Genomic DNA, 13,962 nt, shown 5'->3' with positions numbered 1-13,962 from the left:
TCGTTCTTCCTCATACGCGGCCATCGGGGATCCCTTCGTTCTGCTCGAAGCCGCCGGCACCGTCGTCCAGGAGGGGCGAGATGAGCGGCAGCTCGTCGAGCGAGTTGATGCCGAGCTGCTGCAGGAGCAGGTCGGACGTGACGTAGTTGATGGCGCCGGTCTCGGCGTCGGTGAACGACTCCTCGATGAGGCCGCGCGCGACGAGCGTGCGGACGACGCCGTCGACGTTGACGGCGCGGATCGAGGCGATCTGCGACCGGGTGATCGGCTGCTTGTACGCGACGACCGCGAGGGTCTCGAGCGCGGCCTGCGACAGGCGGGAGGGGCGTTCGGCCTCGACGAACTGCTCGACGACGTCGTCGAGGTCCTGCCGGACGTAGAAGCGCCAGCCGCCGCCGACCTCGCGGAGTTCGAACCCGCGGCGGATCGTGCCGTCGACCCCGTCGAAGTCTGCCACGAGACGCTCGATGGCCTGCCTGACCACGGGGACGGGAGCCCCCACGGCCGCGCCGAGGGACACGAGCGACTGGGGTTCGTCGGCGATCATGAGGATCGCCTCGAGCTGTCGGTCGACGGGGATCTCCGGCCGGGCGGCACGCTCGTGCGCCTCGTGGATCTCGCGCTCGATCGCGCGGGCGTCGGCCATCTCGTCGGCGCCGCCGGGTTCGGCACTGGACGTGTCGTGCACGTCATCCGTCATAGTCGGCTCCCAGGTTGGCGAGGCTCTCGTCGGACCAGTCCTCGGCGGTCCAGCGCAGCGTCAGCTCCCCGAGCGGTTCGAACTGTTCGAACGAGATGGATGCGTTCCGGTACAGCTCCAGGATCGCGAGGAAGCGAGCCACCACGATACCCGTCTCCGAGACGCCGGCGATCAGTTCGCGGAACGAGACGTCCTCGTCGGCACGCGTGCGGAGGATCGAGACGACGATCGCGGCCTGCTCCCGGATGCTGACGAGCGGGGCGTGCAGGTGGTCGAGTCCGACCGTCGGGAGCTCCCGCGGAGCGAACGCCAGGGTCGCCAGCGCGGCGAAGTCCTGCACCGACAGGGTCCAGACGAGCTCGGGGGTCCGGGCGCGGAACCGCTCCTCGAGCCGGACGCTCCGCACGTGGCGTCGGGACTCGGTCAGCCAGCGGGAGCCGAACCAGTCGGCGGCCTGCTTGAACGCCCGGTACTGCAGCAGTCGGGCGAACAGGAGGTCGCGGGCCTCGAGCAGGGCGACGTCCTCGGCGTCGACGAGCTCGCCCTGCGGCAGGAGTCCGGCGATCTTGAGGTCGAGCAGCGTGGCGGCGACGACGAGGAACTCGCTGGCCTCGTCGAGTTCGTCCTGGGACTCGGCCTGGCGCACGTACTCGATGAACTCGCCCGTCACGGCGCCGAGCGAGACCTCGGTGATGTCGAGCTCGTGCTTCGTGATGAGCGAGAGGAGCAGGTCGAACGGGCCGTCGAAGTTGCGGAGCCGGACCCGGAAGCCGGCCGCGGTCTGCGTGCCGGCGGGTGCCGGCTGTCCGGCAGGTCCGGGGTCAGGCGACGGCGCCACGCTCGACGAGCTCCCTGGCGAGCTGCCGGTACGCGTGTGCGGCCGCGTGGTCCGGCGCGGTCTGCGTGATCGGGCGCGCCGAGACCGTGGCGTCCGGGAACTTCACGGTCCGGCCGATGACGGTGTCGAGCACGCGGTCGTCGAAGGTGTCCACGACGCGCTCCATGACCTCGCGCGAGTGCAGCGTGCGCGAGTCGTACATCGTCGCGAGGATCCCGTCGAGCTGCAGCGCCGGGTTGAGCCGGTCGCGCACCTTGTCGATCGTCTCGATGAGCAGCGCCACACCACGCAGGGCGAAGAACTCGCACTCGAGCGGGATGAGGACGCCGTGCGCCGCCGTCAGGGCGTTCACGGTCAGCAGCCCGAGCGACGGCTGGCAGTCGACGAGGATCACGTCGTAGTCGTTCGCGACCTTCCGGAGCACGCTCGCGAGGATCTGCTCGCGCGCGACCTCGTTCACGAGGTGCACCTCGGCCGCGGAGAGGTCGATGTTCGCCGGGATCACGTCGAGGTAGGGCGTGTTCGTCGGCTGGATGACCTGGTTCGGGTCCTTGATCGACCCCATCAGCAGGTCGTAGACGGTGGGGATGTCGTGGGTCCGCACGCCGAGGCCGGCCGACAGCGCGCCCTGCGGGTCGAAGTCCACCGCGAGGACCTTGCGCCCGTACTCCGCCAGCGCCGCGCCGAGGTTGATCGACGTCGTGGTCTTGCCGACGCCGCCCTTCTGGTTGCACAGCGCGATGATGCGAGCGGGACCGTGGCCGTCGAGCTCCTCGGGCACCGCGAACTGCCGGACGGGCCGTCCGGTCGGACCGTAGGTGGTCTCGCCGGTTCCGGGGGTGGTCGTCGGGTTCGTGCTCACCCCGTCATCGTACCGGCGACCGGCCGCCGGGCCGGGCCGCACCGCCGCAGGTCGGGCCGCACCGCCGCAGGTCGAGGCCAGGAGGCGCGACTCACGCTGGGCGCAGCGCCACCCGCATGCTGTCCACGCGTTCCGCGATGACGGCGTCCGCCGTCCAGCGCTGCTGCAGGCGCCCCACGAGCTCCTGCACCTGCGTCTGGTCGAGTCCGGGGTGGAGCGCCAGCCCCACCGTCAGTTCCGCACCGGCGAACCGTCCGAGCGGGTCCCCCGGGGCCAGCTCGACCCGCGCCACCGCACGCTCCCCCACGACGGAGTCGGCGAAGGCCCGGGCCACTTCCGGGTCCTCGAAGCAGGGCGTCCACGGCAGGTCCTGCCCGATCGCCCACACCGCGGGGCGACGGAGCACGAACTCGGTCGGCGCCGTCGGGTCGAGGACCACGAGCTGGGTCTCCTCGCTCGCCGCAGCCATGGCCACCCGCCGCGAGTCCGCCGGCACCGGTCGGGCGTCCGCGTCCCAGGAGCGCATCGCCTCGACCGAGGTGAAGGCCGGCATGACGCTGCGACCGTCCGGGCCGGCGACCGTCACGATGGAGAGCTCCTGCGTCTTGTCGACGAGCTTGCCGGCGTCGGTGTGCCCGATGTCTCCGGCCTCGGCGATGAGCGGGATGAGCAGCCGTGCGGTGCGGAGTGCGTCGACGACCACCTGCTGCGACCCCCCGTCCGGCAGCGCCGTGATCGCGGCGACGACGGCCGGGTCGGCCAGACCGTCGTCGTCGTCGAACGTCGTGTCGTGCTGGTCGAACGTGCGCCCGGCCCAGGCGAAGCCCGCGGAGTCCGCCGCCCCACCGGGGGTGTGCGCGTCGTCCGGGTGCCCGTCGCCCGCGGGCCTGTCGGGTCCGGTGCCGCGACCGTTCGAGATGCCCGCCACGCGCCTACTCCGAGGCGATGTCGAGCGCGGCCGGGAGCGTGAACGCCCCCGAGTAGAGCGCCTTGCCGATGATCGCGCCCTCGAGTCCGTGCCGCACGAGCGCACGCAGTGCACGGAGGTCGTCGAGCGTCGAGATCCCGCCGGAGGCCACGACGGGCTGGTCGGTACGGTCGCAGACCTCGCGGAGGAGGTCGACGTTCGGGCCCTGCAGGGTGCCGTCCTTCGTCACGTCGGTCACGACGTACCGGGCGCAGCCGGCTTCCTCGAGGCGGTCGAGGACCTCCCACAGGTCGCCGGCGTCCTCCGTCCAACCCCGGCTGGCGAGGGTCGTGCCGCGCACGTCGAGCCCGACGGCGATCTGCTCGCCGTACGTCCGGATCACGCGGGCCGCCCACTCCGGGTCCTCGAGCGCGGCGGTGCCGAGGTTCACGCGTGCGGCACCGGTCGCGAGGGCTGCCTCGAGCGAGGCGTCGTCGCGGATGCCGCCCGAGAGCTCGACGGCGACGCCCTCGACCTCGCGGATGGCGTGTGCGATGACCTTCCGGTTGTCACCGCGGCCGAACGCCGCGTCGAGGTCGACGAGGTGGATCCACTCGGCACCCTGGTCACGCCACGTCCGGGCTGCTGACACCGGGTCGCCGTAGGACGTCTCGCTGCCGGCCTCGCCCTGGGTGAGGCGCACCGCCTGGCCGTCGACGACGTCCACGGCGGGCAGCAGGACGAGGGGCGGGGTGGTGGAGAGCTCGGTCATGGTCCTGTCTTCGTTGCGGGGGTCGTCGGGCGCGTCGTCGTTCGCGACGTGTCGCCGCGGGTCTCAGAGCGACTGCACCCAGTTGCGGAGCAGTCGGATGCCCGGCTCGCCGGACTTCTCGGGGTGGAACTGGGTGGCGGTGAGCGGACCGTTCTCGACCGCGGCGACGAACCGCTGCCCGTGCTCGGCCCAGGTCAGGCGCGGTGCGCGGAACGGCCCGTACGCCTCGAGCGGGAAGTCGGTCACGCCGTACGAGTGCACGAAGTAGAAGCGCTCGTCGTGCAGGCCCTCGAACAACACCGAGTCCGCAGGAGCGTCGACCGTGTTCCACCCCATGTGGGGCAGGACGGCGGCCTGGATCTGCTCGACCGTGCCCGGCCACTGACCGAGCCCCTCGACGTCGGCACCGCGCTCGATGCCGCGCGAGAAGAGCACCTGCATGCCGACGCAGATCCCGAGGACCGGACGGCCGCCGGCGAGACGGTGGTCGACGATCTCGCCGCCCCGGACGCCCTCGAGCTGCTCGACCACGGCTCCGAACGCCCCGACGCCGGGGACCAGCAGTCCGTCGGCCCGGAGCGCCGCCTGCTTGTCCGACGTCAGGGTGACGTCGGCGCCGGCGCGTTCGAGCGCCTTGGCGGCGGAGTGGACGTTGCCCGACCCGTAGTCGAGGACGACGACGTTCGGCTTCGCCCCGGCGGTCACAGCGTGCCCTTGGTGGACGGGATGCCGTCCACGCGGGGGTCGAGTTCGACCGCCGTGCGCATCGCCCGGGCGAACGCCTTGAACTCGGCTTCGGCGATGTGGTGCGGGTCGCGGCCCTCGAGCACGCGGACGTGCACCGTGATGCCGGCGTTGAAGGTGATCGCCTCGAACACGTGGCGGACCATCGAGCCGGTGAAGTGGCCGCCGATCCGGTGGAACTCGAAGCCCGCGGGCTCGCCGGAGTGCACGAGGAACGGCCGGCCGGAGACGTCGACCACGGCCTGGGCGAGCGCTTCGTCGAGCGGCACGAGGGCGTCCCCGTACCGACCGATGCCGGCACGGTCACCGAGGGCCTGCTTGAGCGCCTGGCCGAGCACGATGCCGGTGTCCTCGACGGTGTGGTGGACGTCGATGTGGGTGTCGCCGGTCGACCGCACGCGGAGGTCGATGAGCGAGTGCTTGCTGAACGCCGTCAGCATGTGGTCGAAGAACGGCACGCTCGTCGAGATGTCGGACGTGCCGGTGCCGTCGAGGTCGAGTTCGAGCTCGATGCTCGACTCGCTCGTGCTCCGGCTGATCGTGGCGGTGCGCGCGGTCATGCTGCAACCCTAACCGGCGGCTGATCGGCGGCGACGCGGCGCATGGCGTCGAGGAACACGGTGGTCTCCTCTTCCGTGCCGGCGCTCACCCGCAGGTGGTTCGGGATGCCGAGGTCGCGCACGATCACGTCCTGCTCGAGCAGCGCTTCGAACGCGGCGTGCGGGTCGGCGACGCCGCCGAACAGGACGAAGTTCGACCACGTCTCGTACGTGCGGTAGCCCATCGCCCGGAGTTCGGTCACCATGCGGTCGCGCTGCTGCGTGATGTCGTCGACCATCGCGAGCATCGCGGGGGCGTGCCGGAGCGCCGCCACCGCTGCCGCCTGGGTCAGGGCGGAGAGGTGGTACGGCAGCCGGACGAGTCGGATCGCGTCGATGACGGCCGGGTGGGCGGCCATGTAGCCCACGCGGGCACCGGCGAACGCGAACGCCTTGCTCATCGTGCGGGACACGATGAGACGCTCCCGCCCGGGCAGCAGGGTGAGGGCGCTCGGGGCGTCGGCGGGCATGAACTCGGCGTAGGCCTCGTCCACCATCACGATGCCGTCGGTCGCGGCGTAGGCGGCCTCGATCGTCTCGATCGGGAGCGGCGTGCCCGTGGGGTTGTTCGGCCCGCAGAGGAACACGATGTCCGGCTGGTGCTCACGGATGGCGGCCACCACCGTCTCGGGCGCGATGCGGAACTCGTCGTCGCGCTGCGCCGGGATCCAGGTCGTGCCGGTGCCCGACGCAAGGATCGAGTGCATCGAGTAGGTCGGAGGGAACCCGAGCACGGTACGACCCGGCCCACCGAAGGCCTGGAGCAGCTGCTGGAGCACCTCGTTCGAGCCGTTGGCCGCCCAGATCTGCTCCGGACCGAGCGCCTGGCCCGGGGCGAGGTCGCGCTGGAGGTAGTCCGCGAGGGACTGCCGCAGCTCGGTGAACTCACGGTCGGGGTAGCGGTTCACGGTCGTCAGCGCCTGGCGGATCGACGACACGATGTCCTCGGCGACGTCGGCCGGCACCGGATGCGTGTTCTCGTTGACGTTGAGCTGCACGCGCACGTGCTTCTGCGGGGCGCCGTACGGGCTCTGCCCGCGCAGGTCGTCTCGGATCGGGAGGTCTTCGAGCGTGAATGCCACCGATCCATCGTAGGCCGCTCGAACGGTGTGGTGACCGGCCGTCCGGACGGTGCTAGTGCGCGGCGGTGTACTGCGCCGGGATCGAGATCTCCTGCCCGGCCTGCAGCCCGGAGCCGTCGAGCGCGTTCAGGCTGACGACGTCCTGCACGAAGTCGCGCGGGTCGGCGTTCGGGGCGGTCTCTTCCGCCAGCTGCCAGAGCGTCTCGCCCGGCTGGATGGTCACGGTCTCGAAGTGGGCGTGCGACTCGGTGTTGCCGGCCGATGCCTGTCCGCCGTTCAGCACGGCGAGTGCCACACCGATCAGCAGCGGGATCGCGGCGAGCGTCGTCAGGACGACCCGGCCGCGACGCGTGAGGCGCAGGCGCGTACGCACGGCGGGCGCGGTGCGCTGGATGTCAGCGATGGCGATGGTGCTCATGTCGTTCTTGCCTTCCCGTTCGGGTGAACCGAAGTCCTGTACCGAACATAGTTTCGAATGACGAGCCGCACAAGTCCTGCGCGGAGATTTCTGGGGGGTTTTCTGCCGACACGCTCGAACAGGTGTTTGTCCGGCAATGACCGGTCGGATACTGTTTCGATCGACTGGGACAAGTCAAGCGGGCACCACCGACATTCCCGCGGGCACGGTCCCGGCACCGACGAAGGGCGAGACGACGTGGCGGACGAACTGCGGGGCCAGAAGCCGCTGACGGCGAAGCAGCAGGCGATCCTCGACGCGATCCGTGCGTCGATCGCCAGCCGGGGCTACCCGCCGAGCATGCGTGAGATCGGTGACGCCGCGGGCTTGTCCTCGCTGTCGAGCGTCTCGCACCAGCTCGGCCAGCTCGAGCTCGGCGGGTGGATCCGCCGCGACCCGAACCGCCCGCGCGCGCTCGAGGTCCTCGTCGACGAGCCGACCCCCGACGTCGAGGGCCCGGACGTCGACGCAACGACGCTCGTCCCGCTCGTCGGTCGGATCGCCGCCGGTGTGCCGATCACGGCCGAGCAGCACGTCGACGAGATCGTGCCGCTCCCCCGGCAGCTCGTCGGCACTGGTGACCTCTTCATGCTCAAGGTCGTGGGCGAGTCGATGATCGACGCCGCGATCTGCGACGGCGACTGGGTGGTCGTCCGGTCGCAGCAGACGGCCGAGAACGGTGACATCGTCGCCGCCATGCTCGACGAGGAAGCGACCGTGAAGGTCTTCCGCCAGCGGGACGGCCACACGTGGCTGCTCCCCCGCAACACCGCGTTCGAGCCGATCCTCGGCGACGCGGCCACCGTGCTCGGCAAGGTCGTGGCGGTCCTCCGCTCGATCTGACGGCGCAGGCACCGCGTGCCTCTGCGCTGAGCACGACCAAAGCCGGTTCGAACCACACGATCACGTGGTTCGAACCGGCTTTCGTTGTGCGGCGCTGAACGGAACCGCGCAGCCGCGGTGGGCGCGGGGCGGGCGTGCGCCGCGCCTCCTGGACCGCACCGCGCGCGACCGCACGCCGAGCGACCGCACCGCGCGCGACCGCACGACCGCACGCCGCACGTCAGCGCAGGGCGCGCCTCAGGACGCGACGGGCGCGACCACGAACGGGTCGAGCTCCGCGACTTGCCGCTGGAACACGCGCACCCGCAGGCGTGTGCCGTCCTCGACGTAGTCGACGGTCTCGACCGCACCCGCGTCGTGCAGCGACGACACCAGGTCACCGCGGTCGTACGGGACCACCACGGTGAGCTCGACGTCGGGTTCGGGGAGACGGGCCTCGATCACGTCGAGGAGGTCCTGGATGCCCTCGCCCGTGCGCGCCGAGACGAACACCGCGTCCGGTACGAGGCCGACGAGCACGAGCCGCTGCGACTCGTCGATGAGGTCGGCCTTGTTGAAGGCGACGATCTCGGGGATCTCGCGGGCGCCGACGTCGCCGATGACCTCGCGCACGGTCGCCAGCTGGGCGGCCGGGTCGGGGTGCGACCCGTCGACCACGTGCACGATGACGTCGGCCTCGCCGACCTCTTCGAGGGTGGAGCGGAACGCCTCGACGAGCTGGTGCGGCAGGTTGCGCACGAAGCCGACGGTGTCGACGAAGGTGAACTCGCGGCCCTTCGCGCTCTCGGTCCGGCGGACCGTGGCGTCCAGCGTCGCGAAGAGCTGGTTCTGGACGAGCACGCCGGCGCTCGTCAGTCGGTTCAGCAGCGAGGACTTGCCCGCGTTGGTGTAGCCGGCGATCGCGACGCTCGGGACGTCGTTGCGGTGGCGGTCGGCCCGCTTCGCCTCGCGCGCGGGGCGGAACCCGGCGATCTGGCGACGGAGCTTGGACATCCGGGTGTGGATGCGACGACGGTCGAGCTCGATCTTCGTCTCACCGGGACCACGCGAACCCATGCCTGCACCGCCGGAGACCTGGCCACCGGCCTGGCGGGACATCGACTCACCCCAACCGCGGAGTCGCGGCAGGAGGTACTCGAGCTGGGCGAGTTCGACCTGCGCCTTGCCCTCGCGGCTCTTGGCGTGCTGGCTGAAGATGTCGAGGATCACGGCCGTCCGGTCGATCACCTTGACCTTCACCACGTCCTCGAGCGCGCGGCGCTGGGACGGGGCGAGTTCGGTGTCGGCGATGACCGTGTCGGCGCCGGTGGCCTTGACGACCATCGCGAGCTCTTCGGCCTTGCCCTTGCCGAGGTACGTGGAGGGGTCGGGGTTCGGCCGGCGCTGCAGGAGCCCGTCGAGCACCACGGCACCCGCGGTCTCGGCGAGGGCGGCGAGCTCGCGCAGGGAGTTCTCGGCGTCCGAGGCGTCGCCGTGCGGGTACACGCCGATCAGGACGACCTGCTCGAGCCGGAGCTGCCGGTACTCGACCTCGGTGACGTCCTCGAGTTCGGTGGAGAGGCCGCCGACGCGGCGGAGGGCAGCCCGGTCTTCGCGGTCGTACTGGTCGCCGTCGCCCGTCCAGGCGTGGTCGTCGACCGATCGGGTCTGGATCGCCTGCGCGGGGGCGAAGATCGAGGAGCTCGCGCGGGAGTCGGCGTTGCGCAGGACCCGCTCGACGACACCAGCAGCGCTGTCGTCGGTGGTCTCTGCGTCTCGGTTCGTGGTGTCCGTCATCTTCTCCACAGGGTACCGCTCGGGGCCTCGGGACACACGGGGTTGCCGGTACGGTTCATCCATGGCGAACGACCACTACTTCTCCGCGAACCCGTCGTCGGACACCCGCGAACGCCAGATCCACGTCACCCTCGCCGGTCGCCCGCTCACGCTGACCACCGCCGCGGGGGTCTTCAGCCCGGACGGGCTCGACCGTGGCACGCGGGTGCTGCTCGGCTCGGTGCCGCCGCCCGCGCACGAGGGGGCACTGCTCGACGTCGGCTGCGGCTGGGGTCCGATCGCCATCACCATGGCCCTCGACTCCCCCGCCGCCCAGGTGTGGGGCGTCGACGTGAACGAGCGGGTGCTCGGTCTCGCCCGGGCGAACGCTGCTGCTGCGGGGGCCGACAACGTCACCGTCGCACTGCCGGACGAGGTACCGGCCGACCTGCGGTTCCGGACGATCTGGTCGAACCCGCCGATCCGGGTGGGCAAGGACGAGCTGCACCAGATCCTGCTGACGTGGCTGCCCCGGCTCGAGGTCGGTGGGGACGCGTGGTTGGTCGTGTCGAAGGACCTCGGGGGCGATTCGCTGCAGCGGTGGTTGCGGGAGTCGCTCGACGCGGGGTTCCACGTGTCGCGGGCGTCGACGGACAAGGGGTTCCGGGTGCTGCGGGTGCACCGCGCGGCCGAGTAGGCGCCGCCGGCCGCGTGCCGCCGGCCGCCGGCGCGCGGGGCGCGGGGCGAGTGCCGCCGGACGCCGGCGCGCGGGGCGTGCCGCCGGCCGTCGGCGCGCGGGGCGCACGGCTGGCGCCAACGCGAGGCGCGCGGTCCGAGTGGAACCACGATTCCGACATCGAACCAGCGCAAACGGGCAGTTCGATGTCGGGAACGTGGTTCGAAGCGTCACACGACCGGCCAGCGCGCAGCGCGGCCAGCGCGCCGCAGTCGGCCAGCGCGACCGACCCGCCCGTCCGCACCGAGGCAGTGGCCAGGAGGCGCGACCCACGTGACGAGCGTCGGCGCGCCGAACCGCGCCTCCTGGCCGGAGCCCCGCCCGGGTCAGACCGTCAGGTCACCCGAGAACACGAGTTCCGCCGGCCCGGACAACGCGACGTGCTCGCCGTCCTCCGCCGCGAAGATGCGCACCGTGACGACCCCACCCGGCACGCGCACGCGCCACGTGTCCGGCGCCCCGTTGCCCGCCCAGTACCGCGTCGCGAGGGCCGCAGCGACGGCCCCGGTGCCGCACGACAGGGTCTCACCGCTGCCGCGCTCGTGGACGCGCATCGTGATCTGACCGACGCCGTCCTGCACGAGCGGGTCGCCCGGCAGGACGAACTCGACGTTCGCGCCGGCCGCGGGGACCGGCTCGAGCACCGGCACGTACGTGAGGTCGACCTCGGCGAGTTCGTCCTCGGTCGCGACGGCGACCACCACGTGGGGGTTGCCGACGTCGATGCCGAGCCCGGGGCGTGCACCGTCGAGGTTCTTCGCCCGCACGAGCACGTCGTCCGCGCCACCGCCCTCGATGCCGAGCCCCCAGCGTCCGAGGTCGGCGGAGAAGCCGTTGGTCGTCCGCTGGATGTCGACGAGTCCCTTGCGGCTGCCGACCGTCAGGGTCTCGCCGGGGGTCAGGTCGACGAGCCCGGACTCCGTGAGGTAGCGCGCGAACACGCGGATGCCGTTCCCGCACATCTCGGCGACCGTGCCGTCGGCGTTGTGGTAGTCCATGAACCAGGTCGCCGCGGGGTCCTCGGCGACGAGCGCCTGCCCTTCCGGCAGCGCATCGGACCGGACTGCCCGGATGACGCCGTCGCCGCCGACACCGAACCGGCGGTCGGCGATGGCACGGATCCGCTCGGGGGTCAGGTCGACCGACGCGTCGGGGTCGGCGAACAGGACGAAGTCGTTGCCGGTCCCCTGGCCCTTGGTGAAGTGCAGCTCGGTCACGGGACGATCCTACGGGCAGCCGCTGTCAGCGCAGCCCGATCGGCGCCGGTGACGTCGAGGAGCTCCGCGTCGGCGTACCGCCGGAACCACGACACCTGCCGGCGGGCGTACTTGCGCGTCGCGATGCCCGTCGCCTCCACCGCCTGGTCGACGGTCGCGTCCCCGCGGAGCACCTCGAGCGCCTGCGAGTACCCGATCGCCGCCCGCGCGGTCCGCCCCGACTCGAGGCCCTGCTCACGCAGCCCACGGACCTCCTCCACGAGACCGGCGTCGAACATGCGCGCCGCGCGCTCGTGCAGCGCGGCGACGAGCTGCGCTCGGTCGCGGTGCAGGTGCAGGATCCGAGCGGGTCGCCAGGCGCGGGGCGCGGACGGGAGGCTCGGCGTGACCACCTCGGATCGGCTCGCGATCTCGAGTGCACGGATCAACCTCCGCGGGTTGCGTGCGTCGATGGTCGCCGCGGCCGCCGGGTCCAGACCGCGGAGTCGTTCCAGCATGATGCCCGGCCCGAGTTCCTCGTGCTCGCGCTCGAGACGGGCGCGGAGCTCGGGGTCGGTGCCGGGGAACGCGAGGTCGAAGAGCACGGCCGAGACGTACAGCCCGCTGCCGCCGACGAGCAGGGCGACGTTCACGCGGCCGTGGATGGCCTCGATCTCGGCCCGCGCATCACGCTGGTAGGCGGCGACACTGGCCTCGTCCGTGACGTCGAGCACGTCGAGCTGGTGGTGCGGGATGCCCCGGCGCTCCTCGACGCTGAGCTTCGCGGTGCCGATGTCCATGCCGCGGTAGAGCTGCATGGCGTCGGCGTTGACGATCTCGGCGGGGCGGCCCGCGGCGCGGAGGCGTTCGGCGATCGCGATCCCGAGGTCGGACTTGCCGGTGCCTGTCGCCCCGACGACCGCGATCAGGTCGCCGCCGCCGGCGCGCTCCTCGTCAGCGGCCGACACGGATGCTGGGCAGACCGAGCGACACCGGCCGCGGGCCGTCGGCGGCCCCGACGGGTGCCGGCGTCGGGACGCCACAGCTCTCCGCCTGGGCACGGTCCCACGCGTCGCCCGCGCGGGTCCGGCGGATCCGCAACGGTGTGTCCCCGTCGGCGATCAGGAAGTGCGGGGCCGAGCGGGTGACCTCGACGGTGACGACGTCCCCGGGGCGCGGCACGTCCGATCCGCCCGGCACCGAGAAGTGCACGAGTCGGGAGTCCTCGGCGCGGCCCGACAGCCGGTGCGTGGCGTCGTCCTTCTTGCCCTCACCGGTGGCGACGAGGACCTGGACCGTGCGCCCGACCTGCTTCGCGTTCTCTTCTGCCGTGATGTGCTCCTGCAGGGCGACGAGCCGCTCGTACCGCTCCTGCACGACGTGCTTCGGCAGCTGCTCGTCCATCGTCGCCGCGGGTGTCCCCGGCCGGATCGAGTACTGGAACGTGAACGCCGAGGCGAACCGCGACTGCTCCACGACGCGCAGGGTGTCCTCGAAGTCCGCGTCGGTCTCGCCGGGGAAGCCGACGATGATGTCCGTCGAGATCGCCGCGTGCGGGATCTTCGCCCGGACGCGGTCGAGGATGCCGAGGAACCGTTCGCTCCGGTAGCTGCGGCGCATCGCCTTGAGGACGCGGTCCGACCCGGACTGGAGCGGCATGTGCAGCTGGGGCATCACGTTCGGCGTCTCGGCCATCGCGTCGATGACGTCGTCCGTGAAGGCGGCGGGGTGCGGGCTGGTGAATCGGACCCGCTCGAGGCCCTCGATCTGACCGGCGGCCCGGAGCAGCTTGCCGAACGCCTGGCGGTCCCCGAACTCGACGCCGTACGAGTTGACGTTCTGCCCGAGCAGGGTGACCTCGATCGCGCCGTCGTCGACGAGCGCCTGGATCTCGGCGAGCACGTCACCCGGGCGGCGGTCCTTCTCCTTGCCGCGCAGCGACGGCACGATGCAGAACGTGCAGGTGTTGTTGCAGCCGACCGAGATCGACACCCAGCCACTGTGCGTCGAGTCGCGCTTGGTCGGGAGGGTCGACGGGAAGACGTCGAGCGACTCGAGGATCTCGATCTGCGCTTCGTCGTTGTGCCGGGCACGCTCGAGCAGCGTCGGCAGCGACCCCATGTTGTGCGTCCCGAAGACGACGTCCACCCACGGCGCCTTCTCGAGGATGACGTTCTTGTCCTTCTGCGCCAGGCACCCGCCGACCGCGATCTGCATGCCGGGGTGCTCGCGCTTGATGCCCGCGAGCTGCCCGAGGTTGCCGTACAGACGGTTGTCGGCGTTCTCGCGCACGGCGCACGTGTTGATGACGACCACGTCCGCCTGCTCGCCGTCGGCAGCGACGTATCCGGCGGCCTGGAGCGACCCGCTCAGCCGCTCGGAGTCGTGCACGTTCATCTGGCACCCGTAGGTGCGGACTTGGTAGGTGCGGGGGCGCGCTGCGACGGTGGCCATGGTCGTCCCAGTGTAAA

At 71.6% G+C, this 13,962-nt stretch carries 15 protein-coding genes; 2 read left to right on the top strand and 13 right to left on the bottom strand.

What is annotated here, in order from left to right:
• Positions 1 to 10: 10 nt before the first annotated feature.
• From scpB to ACIPEP_RS15310, 9 genes are all read right to left on the bottom strand, one after another.
• The gene (gene scpB, locus ACIPEP_RS15350) at positions 11 to 700 is read right to left on the bottom strand and encodes an SMC-Scp complex subunit ScpB (protein ID WP_254789341.1); all 690 of its coding nucleotides are present in this window, start codon (positions 698 to 700) and stop codon (positions 11 to 13) included.
• Complete coding sequence (locus tag ACIPEP_RS15345; protein ID WP_402717728.1) at positions 690 to 1,538, bottom strand: segregation and condensation protein A; 849 nt, start codon at positions 1,536 to 1,538, stop codon at positions 690 to 692. Before ACIPEP_RS15345 ends, scpB begins: the two co-directional genes overlap by 11 nt.
• Positions 1,522 to 2,400 (bottom strand): ParA family protein, encoded by an 879-nt coding sequence (locus ACIPEP_RS15340; RefSeq protein ID WP_070416496.1) that lies wholly within the window; start codon positions 2,398 to 2,400, stop codon positions 1,522 to 1,524. Before ACIPEP_RS15340 ends, ACIPEP_RS15345 begins: the two co-directional genes overlap by 17 nt.
• Before the next feature lie 91 nt (positions 2,401 to 2,491).
• Positions 2,492 to 3,328, bottom strand: a complete 837-nt coding sequence (locus tag ACIPEP_RS15335; protein WP_402717727.1) for an SseB family protein — start codon at positions 3,326 to 3,328, stop codon at positions 2,492 to 2,494.
• 4 nt (positions 3,329 to 3,332) lie between these two features.
• On the bottom strand, positions 3,333 to 4,079 hold the full coding sequence (gene priA, locus ACIPEP_RS15330) for a bifunctional 1-(5-phosphoribosyl)-5-((5-phosphoribosylamino)methylideneamino)imidazole-4-carboxamide isomerase/phosphoribosylanthranilate isomerase PriA (RefSeq protein ID WP_402717726.1): 747 nt from the start codon (positions 4,077 to 4,079) through the stop codon (positions 3,333 to 3,335).
• Between the two features lie 63 nt (positions 4,080 to 4,142).
• The gene (gene hisH, locus ACIPEP_RS15325; protein WP_402717725.1) at positions 4,143 to 4,784 is read right to left on the bottom strand and encodes an imidazole glycerol phosphate synthase subunit HisH; all 642 of its coding nucleotides are present in this window, start codon (positions 4,782 to 4,784) and stop codon (positions 4,143 to 4,145) included.
• A complete protein-coding gene (hisB, locus tag ACIPEP_RS15320; protein WP_071301667.1) occupies positions 4,781 to 5,383 on the bottom strand; it encodes an imidazoleglycerol-phosphate dehydratase HisB in 603 nt (200 codons plus the stop codon). The genes hisH and hisB overlap by 4 nt, the downstream gene beginning before the upstream one ends.
• Complete coding sequence (locus ACIPEP_RS15315; RefSeq protein WP_070416500.1) at positions 5,380 to 6,504, bottom strand: histidinol-phosphate transaminase; 1,125 nt, start codon at positions 6,502 to 6,504, stop codon at positions 5,380 to 5,382. The genes hisB and ACIPEP_RS15315 overlap by 4 nt, the downstream gene beginning before the upstream one ends.
• A gap of 52 nt (positions 6,505 to 6,556) precedes the next feature.
• Positions 6,557 to 6,922, bottom strand: coding sequence for a LysM peptidoglycan-binding domain-containing protein (locus ACIPEP_RS15310; RefSeq protein ID WP_070416501.1), 366 nt, complete (start codon positions 6,920 to 6,922; stop codon positions 6,557 to 6,559).
• Positions 6,923 to 7,159: 237 nt separating this feature from the next.
• Between ACIPEP_RS15310 and lexA the strand changes: the two genes are divergently transcribed.
• Positions 7,160 to 7,804 (top strand): transcriptional repressor LexA, encoded by a 645-nt coding sequence (lexA, locus tag ACIPEP_RS15305; RefSeq protein WP_070416502.1) that lies wholly within the window; start codon positions 7,160 to 7,162, stop codon positions 7,802 to 7,804.
• Positions 7,805 to 8,041: 237 nt separating this feature from the next.
• On the opposite strand, the gene hflX is transcribed toward lexA, so the two are convergent.
• Complete coding sequence (gene hflX / locus ACIPEP_RS15300; protein ID WP_070419127.1) at positions 8,042 to 9,580, bottom strand: GTPase HflX; 1,539 nt, start codon at positions 9,578 to 9,580, stop codon at positions 8,042 to 8,044.
• A 61-nt stretch (positions 9,581 to 9,641) separates the two neighbouring features.
• On the opposite strand from hflX, the gene ACIPEP_RS15295 reads away from it, so the two are divergent.
• Entirely contained in the window at positions 9,642 to 10,256 is a 615-nt protein-coding gene (locus ACIPEP_RS15295) for a class I SAM-dependent methyltransferase (RefSeq protein ID WP_071301669.1), read from the top strand.
• A 365-nt stretch (positions 10,257 to 10,621) separates the two neighbouring features.
• Here the strand turns inward: ACIPEP_RS15295 and dapF are convergent, their stop codons facing one another.
• Genes dapF through miaB form a run of 3 tightly spaced genes read right to left on the bottom strand, consistent with a single transcriptional unit; the run spans position 10,622 to position 13,945 of the window.
• Positions 10,622 to 11,512 (bottom strand): diaminopimelate epimerase, encoded by an 891-nt coding sequence (gene dapF / locus ACIPEP_RS15290; RefSeq protein WP_309888090.1) that lies wholly within the window; start codon positions 11,510 to 11,512, stop codon positions 10,622 to 10,624.
• On the bottom strand, positions 11,509 to 12,459 hold the full coding sequence (gene miaA / locus ACIPEP_RS15285; RefSeq protein WP_402717724.1) for a tRNA (adenosine(37)-N6)-dimethylallyltransferase MiaA: 951 nt from the start codon (positions 12,457 to 12,459) through the stop codon (positions 11,509 to 11,511). Before miaA ends, dapF begins: the two co-directional genes overlap by 4 nt.
• Positions 12,446 to 13,945 carry a tRNA (N6-isopentenyl adenosine(37)-C2)-methylthiotransferase MiaB gene (gene miaB, locus ACIPEP_RS15280; protein WP_402717723.1) on the bottom strand — a complete coding sequence of 500 codons (1,500 nt, stop codon included), beginning with the start codon at positions 13,943 to 13,945 and terminating at the stop codon, positions 12,446 to 12,448. Before miaB ends, miaA begins: the two co-directional genes overlap by 14 nt.
• Positions 13,946 to 13,962: the final 17 nt, after the last annotated feature.

It is taken from the genome of Curtobacterium sp. NPDC087082, from assembly GCF_044745045.1.
Lineage (GTDB): Bacteria > Actinomycetota > Actinomycetes > Actinomycetales > Microbacteriaceae > Curtobacterium.
This window is presented reverse-complemented; position numbering and strand designations above follow the sequence as displayed.

Coding starts and splice junctions, on each gene's coding strand:
- scpB (WP_254789341.1), bottom strand. CDS start 700: ATGACGGATGACGTGCACGACACGTCCAGTGCCGAACCCGGCGGCGCC.
- priA (WP_402717726.1), bottom strand. CDS start 4,079: ATGACCGAGCTCTCCACCACCCCGCCCCTCGTCCTGCTGCCCGCCGTG.
- hisB (WP_071301667.1), bottom strand. CDS start 5,383: ATGACCGCGCGCACCGCCACGATCAGCCGGAGCACGAGCGAGTCGAGC.
- ACIPEP_RS15310 (WP_070416501.1), bottom strand. CDS start 6,922: ATGAGCACCATCGCCATCGCTGACATCCAGCGCACCGCGCCCGCCGTG.
- hflX (WP_070419127.1), bottom strand. CDS start 9,580: ATGACGGACACCACGAACCGAGACGCAGAGACCACCGACGACAGCGCT.
- ACIPEP_RS15295 (WP_071301669.1), top strand. CDS start 9,642: ATGGCGAACGACCACTACTTCTCCGCGAACCCGTCGTCGGACACCCGC.
- miaB (WP_402717723.1), bottom strand. CDS start 13,945: ATGGCCACCGTCGCAGCGCGCCCCCGCACCTACCAAGTCCGCACCTAC.